This is a genomic window from Clostridiales bacterium (genome assembly GCA_015243575.1).
Classification (GTDB): domain Bacteria; phylum Bacillota; class Clostridia; order Peptostreptococcales; family Anaerovoracaceae; genus Anoxybacterium; species Anoxybacterium hadale.
The window spans coordinates 4,390,209-4,405,448 of the sequence record CP042469.1 but is presented as its reverse complement, the minus strand read 5'-3'; the positions used below and the strand labels follow the sequence as shown (position 1 = coordinate 4,405,448).

Genomic DNA, 15,240 nt, shown 5'->3' with positions numbered 1-15,240 from the left:
GTTCATCTCCTTTTTATTTAATACTATTCCTATCAAATTAATATGATTTTTAAAATTAAACTTATAATACTCTGGTTACGCCGCATTGTCAATACTTTTTTTTACTTTTTGAGCGATTCGTCTCGTAATACTTTGTAATTCAATTCAACCCGATTTGTCTCGTCTCATTTTGAAGTTTTGATTGGATAAATGAAAACAGCATTCCGATTCAGGAATGCTGTTCCTATCGCCTGCAAAAGACAACCAGTTCGATCAATTGCCTTGTCTAGCTTTCGAAAGTGCTTATTGAATCAGCATTTACTAAATAATGTAGACTGGCTCCGCTTTCTCCTGATAACGTGTCACCAGGTCTTCCAGAGTAATATGGTCCACAACGCCTTCCACAGCTCTCTGGATCTGAACCCATACCTCCTGTGTGACACAGCGGGAAGCTCTGTCACAGGACTCTTCATCTTCAGCACAGTTAACGGGAGCAAGGCTTCCCTCCATCAAACGCAATATCATGCCAACTGTGTAGTCTGCCGGAGCCTTGGATAGCATATAACCGCCCTGGGCTCCACGAACGCTCTTTACATATCCCGCTCTGTTAAGCTGAGTTATAATCTGCTCCAGGTATTTTTCCGAGATGTCCTGCCTTGCGGCAATACTTTTGATTGAAATATATTCACCTGTGTAATTAATAGCCAAATCCAGCATGAGGCGAAGAGCATACCGACCTTTTGTCGAAATTTTCATTTTATCACCACCGTAATTCATTGTTAATAGAAACATACTATACTTCAACTTCTATATAAGCATATGGTACAATAGGAAAAGTAGGAATTCAACTAATTTCTGAAGATTATAGAAAATTTCTATCAAAACGGTAGGAATTTTTAATATTCCAGAATGGTTCCTTTGGTATCCACTGGTTTTGCATTCTTAATGGCGTTGTATATCTCTGGTTTTAAAAGATCCTTCAGCTCTTCCGCTGTAAATGTAAAAAATTGAATTCCACCCGCATAAGGAGCTATTTCATATAAAGAGAAGATGACCACCACCTGATTTCCATTCACAAAATAGGTGTAATCCTCATGATACTTCTTCACGGTCTCGTCCGCACTGCTGAAATACAGATCAGGATTTTCCTGTATTCTCTTCAAAATCTGCTCCGTGACATACGCAGAAGAGGCTCTTCCTTCCCGAAACAGATCGGTGAATCGATAAATTTCATTGGTTGTGGTATTAAATGTATAAGGCTCTACCCAATAAAGGCCATGCGCGCCTCCCGTATAGTTGGCATACATAACCCATAGAGACACGATATTTTCACTCTTGGAATACAGATAACCAACGGTGAGTCCCGCTTTCATGGTTGATCCATCCTCCCCGAGAAATTTTGCCGCATCCTCCACTTCTTGTTTGGCCTTTTTTATGTTTTTATCGATTCGTCCATCAATTATTTTTGCAGCATCGAAGCCTGAAAGCACGGGGACGTTCAGATCCAGTTCCAAATGCTCGCCGCTTTCCTTGGTCGTACTGCCTTGTATAGCAAAGCTCGTCGAAACAGGCAGTTCTTTGTTCGAACATCCCCCGAGTACTGCCGGTACAAACAGAAGCATTACTGCCAAAAGCAGAAGTACAGCTGATATCTGTGCCCCTACTGCATGTTTTCTCATAATGAAATCCCCTTTCTGTTCCCCTCTCATTTCCTACTGACCAAGTTCCCCTCTCATCTACTCCTTAACACATTATACTTCCCCCCTTTGTCCCATACAACTGAATCAAAGCCTATGGCATCAGATTTTCATTGGGTTTTCATCCGGTTTTTTACAGATCGGAATTTGTAGTCGAAAAGTTTCACTTAATAGGGTATAATTTTAACAGGGAAGCACTGATTCCTTCCACGCAAGAAATCAGTGTTTTGTTAAATAGAGGAGGAATGCTCGGAATGTCAACCAAGGGAAATGTTTTAAAAGCACTGGAAGAAAATAAAGGCGCAACAATATCCGGAGAAGAACTGGCCGGGCGTCTCAATGTGTCCAGAGCCGCTGTCTGGAAGGCCATTGGGGAACTACGGAAAGAGGGATACCCCATAGATGCGATCACCAATAGAGGTTACTGCCTCTCATCTTTCAGTGATCTGCTTTCGTCCGAAGGAATTACTCCACACATTGCCCCTTCATTCCATGGCTGCTCCATACACGTATTCAAAACGGTAGAATCCACCAACCTCACAGCAAAGAAGATGGCTCTGGAAGGTGCTCCAGCAGGCTCAGTCATCATCGCAGAGGAGCAGACCAAAGGTCGGGGACGCATGGGCAGGAGTTTCTATTCCCCTCCATCGAGAGGAATTTACATGAGCTTCATTTTGAAGCCTCGTTTCGATGCATCCAAGGCAGTTCTCATTACCACTGCGGCTTCGGTGGCTGTATGCAGGGCCATTGAAAAAGTGACGGGAGTGTCCTGCTCTATTAAATGGGTAAACGACATCTATGCAGATGAAAAAAAGGTCTGTGGAATCCTCACGGAAGCAGTCACAGATTTTGAAACAGGACAAATCGAACACATTGTCCTTGGAATCGGAATCAACTTCAGCTCATCAAGCGGTGAATTTCCGGAAGAGCTTTCCGAAATTGCCGGTTCACTCTTTCCTGACAAACCTATAATCAGAGCAATTCCAGCAAGCGAGGCAATTCCAGCAAGCGAGGCAATTCCGGCAAGCGAGGCAATTCCAGCAAGCGAGGCAATTCCAGCAAGCGAGGCAATTCAAGCGGAGAACGATCCTTTCGATCCGGCTCCCCCCTCACGTAATCGGCTGATTGCAGAGGTGATTAATCAGGTAATGCTACTAAATGAAGAACTGGAATCCAGAAGTTTTATTGAAGAATACCGCCGCCGTTCTATGGTTCTGGGAAAAGAGATCCGGATTCTTGCCCCCGGGCAAGCGCATGAACCAAGGGATTTTACGAAAGGGATCAAGGCTTATGCAGTTGACGTTGACCCCGACGGGGGCTTGATGGTCCGCTATGAAGACGGCTCTTTCGGGACATTAAATACAGGCGAAGTAAGCATCCGGCCCATCGGATAACCATTATTTTACCGCGGTCATGAGCGCATTTGCGACGATCATGACAGTTTAACGATATTTAACAAATTGCTCATTATGATCAAATTTAAAGGAGGTATTATGTATCGACTAATCGTAAGTGACCTGGATGGAACATTATTGAGAGATGATAACACGCTTTCCGAATATACGAAAAGCATCATACATAAAGTTTCACAACAAGGGATCGAATTTATGCTGGCAACAGGCAGAATCTTTGGCGGAGCCAAAGGATATGCAAAAGAACTGAATCTTGATACGCCGATCTTATCCTGCAACGGCGCCCTGATCAAAGGGACTGACGGAACTGTCATTTATGGGAAGCACATTGAACCCAGCCCTCTGACAGAGGTCTTTCATCTACTGCAGGGAAAAGAACTCTATTTTCACTTTTATGGAGAAGAAAACTTCTATACGCGGAAGCTCACTGACTACATGTCCCGATTTTACGACTTAAACAAGAAGCTGGAAGAGCAAGAGCGCTTCCCCATCATTGAGGTAGATCCCTTTGAAGTTGCCGGCAAGGACAGCATCTACAAAGTCCTGGCCCATTGCGGCACAGAGGAGCATGAACGAAATGAGCTTTATGAGCTGTTGAAAGCAGTACCGGGAATCTCTGTAACCAGCTCTTGGTCGAACACCTTCGACATCTGTGCGGACCAGGTTAACAAAGGAATTGCAATAGAGCGGTACGCCGCTGAAAAAGGAATCAACCCTTCGGAAATCCTCTGCTTCGGAGACAACTTCAATGATTTGGAGATGATTCAGTATGCAGGCATGGGTGTGGCGGTGGAAAACGCTGTGACCCTGGTCAAAGAAACAGCAAATTATGTGACGCTCAGCAACAACGAAGACGGTGTGGCAAAAGCCATTGAAAAATTGATATTGAGTTAAAGAAATTCTGATTGATTCCCACATGAGCAAGCATCGCCCAGTTTCAATCAGAAAATATAGTGAAATTAAAAAGCCGCCTTTGTTCCTCCCGTGTGAGGGATGCCAAGGCGGCTTTCATTTTCTACCAGCATATTTTAGGGAATCAGCGGTCTGATCACTTGCCGATCAATCAGGATGTCTGATTTCTTTCCTTGCAATCAGCTGTTATGATTCGTGGAATGAAAGGTCTTAAGATTCCCAATCTTACGGCTTCGTTCTTTGAGAATTTCGTTGATTTCATCCAGCGTGATTCCTTCGTTTACCATGAGTACGGTCAGATGATAAAGAAGATCGCATATTTCATTTTTCGTGTCCTCTGCGGCTGCGCATTTTTCATCTCCAGCAAGGAACGCGGCGTTCTTTGCTGCAATGATCACTTCGCTGCACTCCTCACCGCATTTTTTCAAGATTTTATCCAAACCCTTCTCAAAAAGATAGCAGGTGTAAGAATTTTCTGTATAGGTACAGTGGCGCTCCACAACGACCTGATAAAGCTCTTCCAGCCCAACTGACTCTCTATCATTGTTGGCAGCAGAGACTCGATCGTCATGCTTGCGTTCTCCTTGGCTTCTGCCTCCTGATCCACAGCCTTCCCCGCTGGTTTCAGATCCAAAAACCGCGAGACTTTCCTGATAGAAGCAGGTTTCACTCCCCGTATGACAAGCAGGGCCCGTCTGCTCCACCTCGATGAGCAGCGTATCATCATCACAGTCACCTGTGATACGAACTACCTTCTGTACATGCCCGGAAGTAGCCCCCTTGTTCCAGAGTTCATTTCTGGATCGGCTGAAAAACCAGGTGTACCCAGTTTCAATGGTCTTTTGCAGACTCTCTTGATTCATGTAAGCAAGCATCAGTACCTTTTTCGATGCGGCATCCTGTATGATTGCCGGAATCAGCGCTGATTTCACGAAGTATTTTGATAAATCCATTTGGTTCCTCCATTTGCACGTTGCATTTTTCACGTTTCAAGGTTCTTTGCATTACGGTTCTGGGAAACTACAGAACCCTTACCGGGATATCGCTTGCCTGCATTTCCGTCTTAACCTGTTGGACGGTCAGTTCACCATAATGAAAGATCGATGCAGCAAGTGCAGCATCAGCAGAAGTTTTCCGGAAAACTTCCGTGAAGTGGGATAGTTCTCCGCAGCCCCCAGAGGCGATCACCGGAATATTGACCACATTACAGATTGCATTGAGCATATCCAGGTCAAAACCCTGCTTGGTACCGTCTGCATCCATAGAGGTCAGCAAGATTTCCCCTGCCCCAAGACGCTCTGCTTCCATGGCCCATTGGATGGCATCTACCCCCGTATCGATCCTGCCTCCGTTGACAAATACATTGTATTTATTGTCACCAGTCTTCTTGGCGTCGATGGCTACCACCACACACTGGTTGCCGAATTTCGCTGCAGCTTCGGAAATGATGGCAGGATTTTTCAGCGCAGCGGAGTTGACAGAAACCTTATCGGCTCCTGCCCGGAGAAGCTCCCGAAAATCCTCAGCACTTCGGATGCCTCCTCCTACTGTGAGAGGCACAAACACATTCCTTGCAGTTCTCCTCACCACATCCAGCATGGTTCCTCTTCCCTCATGAGTAGCTGTGATATCCAGGAATACGATTTCATCTGCCCCTTGTTTATCGTAGGCAATGGCGCATTCCACCGGATCTCCCACCTCTTTGATTCCTATAAAATTAATTCCCTTTACTACCTTTCCATCCCGGACGTCAAGGCAGGGTATGATTCTCTTTGCCAGCATAAGTATTCTCCTGTCAGCAGATTGCTGGCGATCTTGTTTCAGATCGCGCTTGCTTTAAATTGCTGCTGCTTCAGCTGCAGCTTATTCTTTGCAGCAGTCTACCGCTTCCTGAAGGGAAAGGGTTCCCTTATAGATTGACTTCCCGCAGATTGCTCCGTAAAGTCCCATTTCTTTCAGCGCCTTGATGTCCTCAAGAGTATGAATGCCGCCGCTTGCGATAATATCGCAGCTGACCGCCTGATTGATTTTGAAAAGCTGATCCAGATTGGGTCCGGATAATGTCCCGTCCTTTGAAATATCTGTGAAAATGATATATCGAATCCCGATGTCTTCCATACGCCTGGCCAGGTCGATGTAATTGACATCGCTGTCCTTCAGCCAGCCGTCAGCCGAAACCATGCCGTTTCTGGCATCAATTCCCACCGCAATACGATCTCCGTATCGGGCCGCCGCTTCTTTTACCAACTCCGGATTGGAGATTGCAGCTGAGCCAATAATCACTCTGGTAATCCCATTGCTCAGATAATAATCAATGCTGTCCATCGTGCGGATTCCTCCGCCAATTTCTACCTTCAATCCTGATTGCTGCGCGACCGCAAGAAAGACCTCGCTATTTTTCAAGCTTCCTTCTTTGGCCCCATCCAAATCCACCATGTGAATCCAGCCCGCACCGGCGCTACAAAAGCCAAGTGCTGTTTCCATCGGATCTTCCGCCACTTTTTCTACCGTGGCAAAATCTCCCTTTGTCAGGCGGACGCACTGTCCGTCCTTGATGTCGATAGCCGGTAATATAATCATTCCATTCCTCCAAAACGTTCTAACAGTCTTAGTCCGATTTCACCGCTTTTCTCCGGGTGAAACTGAGTTCCAAAAACCCTGTCCTTAAACACCAATCCCGGAATATAATCACCGTATTCACTGTATACTGACACATATTGCTTCTCCGTAACAGCCTTATAGGAATGGACATAGTAATATCGATCTCCCTCGTTGATTCCCTTTGAAAGAGCGCACTGATTTTCGATTTTCACATCGCTCCATCCCATATGAGGGATTTTCAGCCCCGGTGCATTGATCAGGTTAACCTCTCCAGGGATCAATCCAAGTCCTTGTACTTTTTCAAACTCATTTCCCCACTCAAAGAGGATCTGCATGCCAAGGCAAATGCCCAGAAGGGGTTTTTTCAGCGCTTCTTCCTTTATGATCTCTGTAAGCCCTGACTGACGAAGCATTCTCATAGCATCGGGGAATGCTCCTACACCAGGAAGAATCAGTTTGTCTGCCTCCCGGATCTCCTCCGGCGAAGAGGTAATTTTATTTTCAAGCTTCAGGAAATCCAATGCGTTCTTTAAGCTAAACAGATTGCCTGCGCCGTAATCAATTATTCCTATCATATGATTTTTCCTATCCTTGTTTGTACCAGCTGCGGCCATGTCCCTTCCGTGTTCAGCGGCATCGGGCATTCCGGCAGGCTATAGACTTCCTTTGGAAGACAAGATATCTTCCCCCTCGATCTTAACCGCTGCTTTCAGTGCGTGAGCAAAGGCTTTGAAGATGGCTTCCGCCTTATGATGGTCATTCTTTCCGTAGTGAAGATTGATATGCAGCGTTACACCGGCATTCATTGCAAATGCTCTGAAAAATTCCTCCACCATGGCAGAATCCATGGTTCCCAGCCGATAATCTCCAAATTCTCCATTGAAAACAAGAAATGGTCTTCCGCTGATGTCAATGCTGCAGGATGCAAGGGATTCATCCATAGGAATGGTAAAATTCCCGTAACGGGCAATTCCTTTTTTATCGGCGATTGCCTGTGAAAACACGTGCCCTAGAACGATACCGATATCCTCTATGGAATGGTGGCTGTCCACCTCCAGATCACCCTCACAGGCAATCTGCAGATCAAAGCCGCTATGAACGGCAAAAGCCGCCATCATGTGATCAAAAAATCCTATTCCCGTCTCTATTTTATAAGCTCCCTGCCCGTCAAGATTCAGATTCAGCTCAATTTTTGTTTCTTTCGTCTCTCTTTTTCCGTATCCGGTTCTCATGGTGATACCCTCCTGATCCTTTACGCCCTTTCTCTGCTTCCTTAGGGAAGCGCTGATGAATTCAGTGCGCGCACACTTCATTTAATCGGCACTTTCTCAGATTTTCCGGGTTAAAATTTCACCCAGCGCCTGTATGAGCCGATCGTTTTCCTTCTGGGTGCCGGCAGTAATTCTGAGATAGTCCCCCAGCTTCCTGACAATAATGGAATTCTTTCTTAATTCATTATACACGAACTCAGCATGATCCAGTTCAAGAAATACAAAGTTTGTCTCCGGTTTAATCAGACTTCTAACTCCAGGCGAGTTGGCAAGCTTTTTAATATTCTCATAAAGATACGTTCTGGATTTCTTGATTTCCTCCACGGATTTCCTTATGTATTCCGGTTTGGAAAAAAGTACGGTTCCGATGGCCTGAGTAATGGCGTTGACATTATAAGGTGATCTTACGCAGTTGAGAGCCCGGATGATCTTTGGACAAGAAACTGCAAAGCCAAGGCGGATTGCCGCCACACCCAGCGCTTTCGAGCAGGTCTTCAGCAGGATCAAGTTATCGTATTTCTCCGCAACCTTCATGATAGACTGGTCTGAAAAATCCATATACGCCTCATCGAGAATGATCAGCGCACTGGTGTTTTCTACGATATGAAGTACATCCTCCCGGCTCATTACCAGGGAAGTGGGACTGCAGGGATTAGAGAGCAGTACGGCATTAGGCCGGTTTTTTCTGACCGCATCGATGACATCGCCCGCTGTCAGGATTAAGTCTTCTTGCTTTTCCGCTACGATGTTTGTCTTTTCGTAAACCTCACCGTAAAATTGATACATAGAGAAGTCAGGAGAAAAGCTAAGCAGCTTATCTCCCGGTCTGAGAAATGCGCCCAATATAACGGTAATAAGCTCATCAGAACCGTTTCCCGCCACAACATTTTCCGGGTCCACCCCGTAAAACGCCCCAAACTTTTTTCGAAGCTCTGTTGCTGCCGGATCGGGATAGCGATTAAAATCAACCGCCGCCACCGCTGCTAAAAAGTCTTCTCGAAAGAGCTTTCCCGGATCGATGAAGCTTTCATTGGCATCAAGCCTGATCTCATAGTCCCCTGCTACCGGATCATAGGGAATCAGGTTTTTTACTTTTTCGTTTAATTCATACGTCATTTATTTACCCTCACTTTGTTGAAATCGGCTAAGTCTTTCTTTTTACCAGAATCTCTCTCTGGCGAAATTGGCTAAAGCTATAGAAATCTCACCTTAACGGAGTTTGCATGGGCATCAAGGCCCTCCTTGTCAGCCAGAGCAACAATATCTTCCTGATCATCGGCAAGGGCTTCTCGTGTGTAATAGGTGTAGCTCATTTTCTTCAGAAAGCTGTCTACTCCCAGAGGGGATGAAAACCTGGCAGTACCCGAGGTAGGAAGAACATGATTGGTGCCGGAGAGGTAATCACCCAGAGGTTCGGGAGCGTACTCTCCGCAGAACACTGACCCTGCATTTTTGATGAGCGGAAGGTATTGCAGGGGTTCCCTTACCATCAGTTCGAGGTGCTCCGGTGCAATCTCGTTTGCCAGCCGGATCATGACCTCCATGCTCCCGCATATAATAACGGCTCCGAAGTTTTCCAGTGATTGATTTATGATTTCCTTGCGGCTCAAAAGCTCTTTCTGTCTTGTAATCTCTTCGAGTGTTTTCGTTGCCAGTTCTTCACTGGTAGTCAGCAGCACTGCAGATGCCATCACATCATGTTCCGCCTGACTCATGAGATCCGCAGCAATATATACTGGATTGGCCTCCTGATCTGCGATGACCAGGATTTCACTTGGCCCAGCAATCATATCAATATCCACCTGACCAAAAAGAAGTTTTTTTGCTGCAGCCACAAAAACGTTGCCCGGGCCTACAATCTTATCCACCACAGGAAAGCTTGCTGTTCCGAAAGTCAGCGCCGCCACTGCCTGCGCTCCTCCTGCAAGGAAGACCCGATCCACTCCAGCAAGATAGGCCGCAGCCAGAATATCCGGATTGGCTTTGCAGACCTTCGTTCCGTCTTGCCCTGTCAAGATCATGGGCGGGGTGACCATTACAATTTCCTCTACACCGGCAATCCTCGCCGGAACAGCATTCATCAATACGGTAGATGGATAGGCGGCCGTTCCTCCTGGCACATAAATTCCGACCCTTGCAAGGGGACGAACCAGCTGGCCCAGCACCACGCCTTTATCCTTTCGAATCTCATAGCCTTCCCTGACCTGTCTCTCGTGATAAGTCTCAATATTTTCTTTGGCATGACAGAGCGCCTTTTTCAGTGCCTCATCGGCTCCTTCATATGCTGCTCTCATCTCTTCTTTCGATATCTCAAAGTGTTCCGGCGCTGCACCATCAAATTTGAGCCCAAAGTTCCTGACTGCCGCGTCTCCCTTTTCTTTCACTTCACTGATAATGGAAAGCACCGCCTCGTTGGTAGAGAGGCCGATCTCTCCCGCCCGTCTCTTCATTCCGGCAAGGAATTCGTATTCTCTTTTATAATCCGAATAAATAAGTTCCATATTAACCCCTTATCTTCTCTTGGATGTCTGAAATCAGCGCCTCGATCTCTGTCTTTTTCAGCTTCATGCTGGCTATGTTTACGATGAGCCGTGCAGAAACATTCCGAATTTCTTCGATGACTTCAAGACCGTTTTCCTTCAAGGTTGTTCCCGTTTCAACAATATCCACAATCCCGTCCGCCAGAGACAACAGAGGCGCAAGTTCTACAGATCCCTCAATTTTAATGACCTCCACATCCATTCCCTTGGATTCGAAGTAGGAGCTTGCTACTTTGGGATACTTTGTGGCGATCCGTTTGGTGCTGTAACCGCTGTAGAAGTCCGATCCCTTGGGCACAGCAAGGGCAAACTTGCATTTTCCGAAGCCCAGATCCAGAACCTCATAGAACGTACCCCCGCTTTCCACGATGGTATCCTTTCCAACGACACCTACATCACAAACGCCATGTTCCACATAAGTAATGACATCGGCGGCTTTTGCCAAAACGACATCCATATTTTTATCAGGAATTGAAAGCAAAAGCTTCCTTCCTTTTTCTTTTAAATTTGTGCAGTCATAGCCGATTTCTTCAAACATGCCTACGATGCTGTTTTCCAGTCTGCCCTTTGTCAGTGCGATTCTGATATTCTCACTCTGCGGTGCTCCATCACTGCGTTCAGAGGTATTTCCTTCTTTGAGGAGGCCGGATGCAAGTTGATCCACATTGATTCCAAACCCCGTGGCAGGAAGGCTCTCACCGAAATCCTTAAAGAGCTCGTCATAGCGTCCCCCGGACAAAACTGGTTCACCCACGGAGGAGATGTAGCCCTTGAAGATCAAGGAGCTATAGTAATCTGCCTGATGGACCAGCCCGAAATCAATCATCACCTTATCCAGGTTCCGTTCCATGAGTCCCTGGAAAATCCGTTCCAAATAAGAAAGCATGTCAAGGAGTTCTCCGTCATACCCATCAAAGAGTCCACGCGCTTTTTCCAGCGCTTCCTTTCCTCCAAACAGCTTAGGAAGCTCTTTGAGTAACTCCCCCGTTCGGTTTTCCGGAAAATCTTCCAAGATATCGGACAAACCAGCATAGTTCTTGGAGACAATAAGGGAATGTATGGTTTCTTTCTGCTCAGGTGTAGCTTTCAAATTCTCCATGAGCAGCTTATAGATGCCGATATGCCCAAGCTCAATTCGATAGTCGTCCACACAGCAGGAGGACAGTGCTTCCATTCCAGTGGTCAGGATCTCAATATCCGATTCATAAGAAGACAAGCCCACCAGCTCGATTCCCATCTGCATGATCTCACTGCTCCGCCCCCTCAGTTCCGGCTGCTGGCGATATACCCTCTGTCCATAAAATAAACGAATCGGCAGAGCGTGGCCTTTCAGCTTTGTTGCAGTCATTCTGGCGATAGGAATGGTGGAATCAGGCCTCATAGCCAGCAGTCTTCCCTTATGATCGATCAGCTTATAGATACTATCTTGGGGGAAATATCTAGAGTTGGACGAAAATACGTCATAAAACTCAATGCCCGGCGTAATTACTTCGTGATAGCCCTTGCCCTCAAACGTGCTTCTCAGGGTTTCGGTGATTTTTCTCTGTGCTTCACATTCCCGAAACAACAGATCCCTTGTTCCTTCCGGCGTAATCCGATCATATTTCTTCATAGTTTCATCCTCTTTCCGTCACATTATATCAAACATTCCAGCTAACGCCAGTATGATTCATTACGTTATTATGTTATCACTTTAAAGCGATAAAGTCAATGTTATATTTGACATTTTCATGCTTTATCAGCTCTTTTATCAAATCTTTAAGATTTTTGCCCATAAGGTATGGTTTCATTCTTCACATACAGTCTGAAAAATGCTTTGCCGAAAGGAAAAATGAAGCAATTCATACAGCAATTACATATACTGATGAAAGGAACCCCTTGTCACGAATGAGGGGTTTATTTCATGGCAGGGGGAAGAGCTTATGCGCGGGGCACGTACGATGAGTCAATCGCAATATCTTACATATTCGCAAATGCATCTGATCCACAGCTTTCGCAGCGCGACTCAGGACTTGGCAATTTGGAGCCTTCTTCTGATTAACTGTATCGCCCGAATCGAAAGCTGCACGGAGCCGGTGTATAATAGACTGCATGAAACCGCTGGAGATATCTACAGCAGTTTTTCAATCTTTTACGGGCCCAAAACTGCAGAACAGCTGATCAACCTGTTGACCGGCCATATCGTCTCCCTCAAGAGCCTGACAGAGGCAATACTAGCGGGGGATCAGGAAAAAGCCAATGAATTGTATTTTCAATTGCATCAGAATGCAGGGGACACCGCTTCATTCCTTGCAGCGCTCAATCCATACTGGGTCAAGGAACAGTGGTACACCTTGTTTGAACGGTATCTCGGCATGATGTATCAACAGCTTCTTTCCGTCGCCACCGGGGACTTTGCAAAAGGTGTAGATATCTTTGACAGAACACGATATCATACAATTTTAATGAGCGACTATTTAACTGACGGCATTATGCAGTCGCTGACCATCGACCCGTTTCAGCCTGCAAAGGCCGCATCCAAATAGGAGCAATATAAAAAACCAAGATCCAGACTGATCTTGATCAGTTCAGATCTCGGTTTTGCGCTCTTTGTCTCGCTTTTGCGAGATTCTTTAACTCTTCTTAAAGCTTCCGCAGTCCGTCTGCTCCACGGAATCCGCCTTCTGGGAATGTTTTACCACCTGGATTTTGTCCAGCGTGCAGTAGTTATCTTCCTGACAATGGAAACGACATTCTGTTACATTACATCCGATGCTTGAATTGTGATTCATGTTTTTCTCCTTTCAGAAACAATATCGATAAATAGGTTTGCAAAACGGCTTTCAACCTGTCTCACATATTACCCATCATTATTCTGAATCCAGAGAAGATTTTTATACGTTTTACTAAAAAGTTTGCGACAGCCTTTTATTAGATTTTATCATAAGAAACTGCCAATCCGTCAATGGTGTGAATGGAATACCCCCTACCCGGATCGGGCTGCCACTCAAAGATATTTTTATCAGCTTTGGGGAAACAGGTTGCCATAATCAGGGAGATCACACCCCCATGACAAACGAGAATGATGTCACGCTCCTGTTTTCCGTTTCCTTTATGAAGCTCCAATATTTTCGCAAAGCCCTCTCCTGCCCTCTTTCGAAAATCCTGCGGGCTTTCTCCGTTAGGGCAGGGAGTTATCCCCTCTTCGTCACTCATCCACGCCTGATACCGGGGATCGTGTTCCAATTCATCGTGGGTCTTCATTTCAAAGTCCCCAAACCGATACTCCTGCAATTCCGGGATGATCTGATGTTCTTTGCTTCCGTAAATCAGAAAAAAGGTTTGTTCGGTTCTCGCAAGGCCAGTAGTAATAAGAAGTTCTCCTTCCGCCTTGGGATAAATACCGGCAAGAGCTTGCTGAACAATTCCGTCTACCCCTTCATTTGCCAGAGGAAGATCCGTGCTCCCGTAATATTTTCTGCCTTGATTTCCCTCTGTTGTTCCGTGTCTAATCAAATGAATTTTTCCCATTTAGTTTCTCCTCCAGCCGCACTCTATCCTGGTTTCTCTGAGTTCTTTATTTGATTTGTTGCGGAATACCGCAGAAGATTCTGGTCACTTCACACGCTTCCGCCCCAAGATACATCAGCGTTCTGCCTGTCATTTCTCTCCAGGCTCTCAGCTCTGCATCGCAGGGTACAATCCCTGATGAAATATCGGTGCAGATAAGAACAGAATCCTTCCACAATTCACTATCCATTGCAAGCAGCTCTTTGGCTTCCCGTCCAGACTTGACACAATCCAGCACAAACTCTTCCAGATGGTCGATCACAACCTTTGAGAAATCAATACTGTTAGCGGATGCTTCCCCGCATACCTTTGAGTTCTCTGCTTTCTTGCTCAAGGCACAGTCATATACTTCCTGATCCGTATATCCATATCTTGCTTTTGCATACTCCAATTTCCCCTGGTATGCACCGCCAAAAATTAAATGCATGAAAATCAGTTGCCCCTTCCCTTTACAAAATCACTGCTAAAACAATCAATCCCGAAGCCTCCGCAATGGATAATGCATAGCCCGCCAGGTCTCCTGACACGCCGCCAAGCTGTCTCGCAGCACTTATGATCGAGATGAGATATCCTGCAAAACCACCAAGTAAAACCAGAAACGGTGCAAAAGATGCTCCTTCTGAGAAGACACCCGTAGCATATGTGTATGCCGTTAAAACCACCCCTGCAAGGGTAATCACCACCGCCGTAATTTCAGCAGCAGATTTTTTCTTTTTATCATCGACATTATATTGACTGTGGGCCAAAGGCTTCCCTGTCATCATAGCGATTGAAGATCCGCATCGCGTGATCATCGGCAAGAGAACGAGACTCAGCATAGGATCTCCGTTTAGAATCCCCAATGCCTGTTTTAGGTTGATTCGCTCAATAACGGAAGCCATGGCCCCGTAGCAGAGCAGCATCAGAACCACCACTGAGATTACAGCAAAGGCTCCTGTATGGGGATCTTTCAGGATTCTCAGCTTATCCTCAAGGGGCCTTCGGGAAAGGATCGCATCAGAGGTATCCATGTAACCGTCAAGATGGATAAAGCCCGTAATCAGATAAGGATACAGAACCAATACCGCAGCTTCAAGCTGCAGCGGAATGGCAAGCTGCTCCATGGCGTAGAAAAGGCCATACCAAATCAGCCCGATTACAAGACCCACCCAGGGCAGCCAGGCCAGCATCAAACTTCGTGCTGTCTCATTCCACGGGCGATATGGGCACGGGATTGAAGAAAACATGCCGAGCGACATGAAAAAACCTTGTATGAATCTCAATTTTCTACTCCTTTTTA

At 46.0% G+C, this 15,240-nt stretch carries 17 protein-coding genes; 2 read left to right on the top strand and 15 right to left on the bottom strand.

What is annotated here, in order from left to right; translation table 11 throughout:
* Nucleotides 1–300: 300 nt before the first annotated feature.
* Nucleotides 301–735, bottom strand: coding sequence for an RrF2 family transcriptional regulator (locus tag FRZ06_19325; GenBank protein QOX65352.1), 435 nt, complete (start codon nucleotides 733–735; stop codon nucleotides 301–303).
* A 140-nt stretch (nucleotides 736–875) separates the two neighbouring features.
* Nucleotides 876–1,688: a DUF3298 and DUF4163 domain-containing protein gene (locus FRZ06_19320; GenBank protein ID QOX65351.1), complete on the bottom strand. Its 813-nt coding sequence runs from the start codon at nucleotides 1,686–1,688 to the stop codon at nucleotides 876–878.
* 233 nt (nucleotides 1,689–1,921) lie between these two features.
* On the opposite strand from FRZ06_19320, the gene FRZ06_19315 reads away from it, so the two are divergent.
* Together FRZ06_19315 and FRZ06_19310 are read left to right on the top strand one after the other, a co-directional pair.
* Complete coding sequence (locus FRZ06_19315; GenBank protein QOX65350.1) at nucleotides 1,922–3,070, top strand: biotin--[acetyl-CoA-carboxylase] ligase; 1,149 nt, start codon at nucleotides 1,922–1,924, stop codon at nucleotides 3,068–3,070.
* Nucleotides 3,071–3,145: 75 nt separating this feature from the next.
* Nucleotides 3,146–3,982, top strand: coding sequence for an HAD family phosphatase (locus FRZ06_19310; GenBank protein ID QOX65349.1), 837 nt, complete (start codon nucleotides 3,146–3,148; stop codon nucleotides 3,980–3,982).
* A 197-nt stretch (nucleotides 3,983–4,179) separates the two neighbouring features.
* On the opposite strand, the gene FRZ06_19305 is transcribed toward FRZ06_19310, so the two are convergent.
* The 13 genes from FRZ06_19305 to FRZ06_19245 all read right to left on the bottom strand — a co-directional run bounded on the left by FRZ06_19305 (nucleotide 4,180) and on the right by FRZ06_19245 (nucleotide 15,223).
* Entirely contained in the window at nucleotides 4,180–4,953 is a 774-nt protein-coding gene (locus FRZ06_19305) for a bifunctional phosphoribosyl-AMP cyclohydrolase/phosphoribosyl-ATP diphosphatase HisIE (protein QOX65348.1), read from the bottom strand.
* 67 nt (nucleotides 4,954–5,020) lie between these two features.
* Nucleotides 5,021–5,782, bottom strand: a complete 762-nt coding sequence (gene hisF, locus FRZ06_19300) for an imidazole glycerol phosphate synthase subunit HisF (GenBank protein ID QOX65347.1) — start codon at nucleotides 5,780–5,782, stop codon at nucleotides 5,021–5,023.
* Nucleotides 5,783–5,863: 81 nt separating this feature from the next.
* Nucleotides 5,864–6,580, bottom strand: coding sequence for a 1-(5-phosphoribosyl)-5-[(5-phosphoribosylamino)methylideneamino]imidazole-4-carboxamide isomerase (gene hisA / locus FRZ06_19295; GenBank protein ID QOX65346.1), 717 nt, complete (start codon nucleotides 6,578–6,580; stop codon nucleotides 5,864–5,866).
* Entirely contained in the window at nucleotides 6,577–7,176 is a 600-nt protein-coding gene (hisH, locus tag FRZ06_19290; protein ID QOX65345.1) for an imidazole glycerol phosphate synthase subunit HisH, read from the bottom strand. The genes hisA and hisH overlap by 4 nt, the downstream gene beginning before the upstream one ends.
* Nucleotides 7,177–7,254: 78 nt before the next feature.
* Nucleotides 7,255–7,833 carry an imidazoleglycerol-phosphate dehydratase HisB gene (gene hisB / locus FRZ06_19285; GenBank protein QOX65344.1) on the bottom strand — a complete coding sequence of 193 codons (579 nt, stop codon included), beginning with the start codon at nucleotides 7,831–7,833 and terminating at the stop codon, nucleotides 7,255–7,257.
* Between the two features lie 96 nt (nucleotides 7,834–7,929).
* On the bottom strand, nucleotides 7,930–8,988 hold the full coding sequence (gene hisC, locus FRZ06_19280; protein QOX65343.1) for a histidinol-phosphate transaminase: 1,059 nt from the start codon (nucleotides 8,986–8,988) through the stop codon (nucleotides 7,930–7,932).
* 77 nt (nucleotides 8,989–9,065) lie between these two features.
* Nucleotides 9,066–10,373 carry a histidinol dehydrogenase gene (gene hisD / locus FRZ06_19275; protein QOX65342.1) on the bottom strand — a complete coding sequence of 436 codons (1,308 nt, stop codon included), beginning with the start codon at nucleotides 10,371–10,373 and terminating at the stop codon, nucleotides 9,066–9,068.
* 1 nt (nucleotide 10,374) lies between these two features.
* Nucleotides 10,375–12,024, bottom strand: a complete 1,650-nt coding sequence (hisZ, locus tag FRZ06_19270) for an ATP phosphoribosyltransferase regulatory subunit (GenBank protein ID QOX65341.1) — start codon at nucleotides 12,022–12,024, stop codon at nucleotides 10,375–10,377.
* A gap of 844 nt (nucleotides 12,025–12,868) precedes the next feature.
* Entirely contained in the window at nucleotides 12,869–12,946 is a 78-nt protein-coding gene (locus FRZ06_19265; protein QOX66017.1) for a hypothetical protein, read from the bottom strand.
* A 78-nt stretch (nucleotides 12,947–13,024) separates the two neighbouring features.
* Nucleotides 13,025–13,183: a DUF1540 domain-containing protein gene (locus FRZ06_19260; protein ID QOX65340.1), complete on the bottom strand. Its 159-nt coding sequence runs from the start codon at nucleotides 13,181–13,183 to the stop codon at nucleotides 13,025–13,027.
* A gap of 139 nt (nucleotides 13,184–13,322) precedes the next feature.
* A complete protein-coding gene (locus FRZ06_19255) occupies nucleotides 13,323–13,922 on the bottom strand; it encodes a histidine phosphatase family protein (protein QOX65339.1) in 600 nt (199 codons plus the stop codon).
* 46 nt (nucleotides 13,923–13,968) lie between these two features.
* Nucleotides 13,969–14,388: a cobalamin biosynthesis protein CobU gene (locus FRZ06_19250; protein QOX65338.1), complete on the bottom strand. Its 420-nt coding sequence runs from the start codon at nucleotides 14,386–14,388 to the stop codon at nucleotides 13,969–13,971.
* Nucleotides 14,389–14,410: 22 nt separating this feature from the next.
* The gene (locus FRZ06_19245) at nucleotides 14,411–15,223 is read right to left on the bottom strand and encodes an adenosylcobinamide-GDP ribazoletransferase (protein ID QOX65337.1); all 813 of its coding nucleotides are present in this window, start codon (nucleotides 15,221–15,223) and stop codon (nucleotides 14,411–14,413) included.
* Nucleotides 15,224–15,240: the final 17 nt, after the last annotated feature.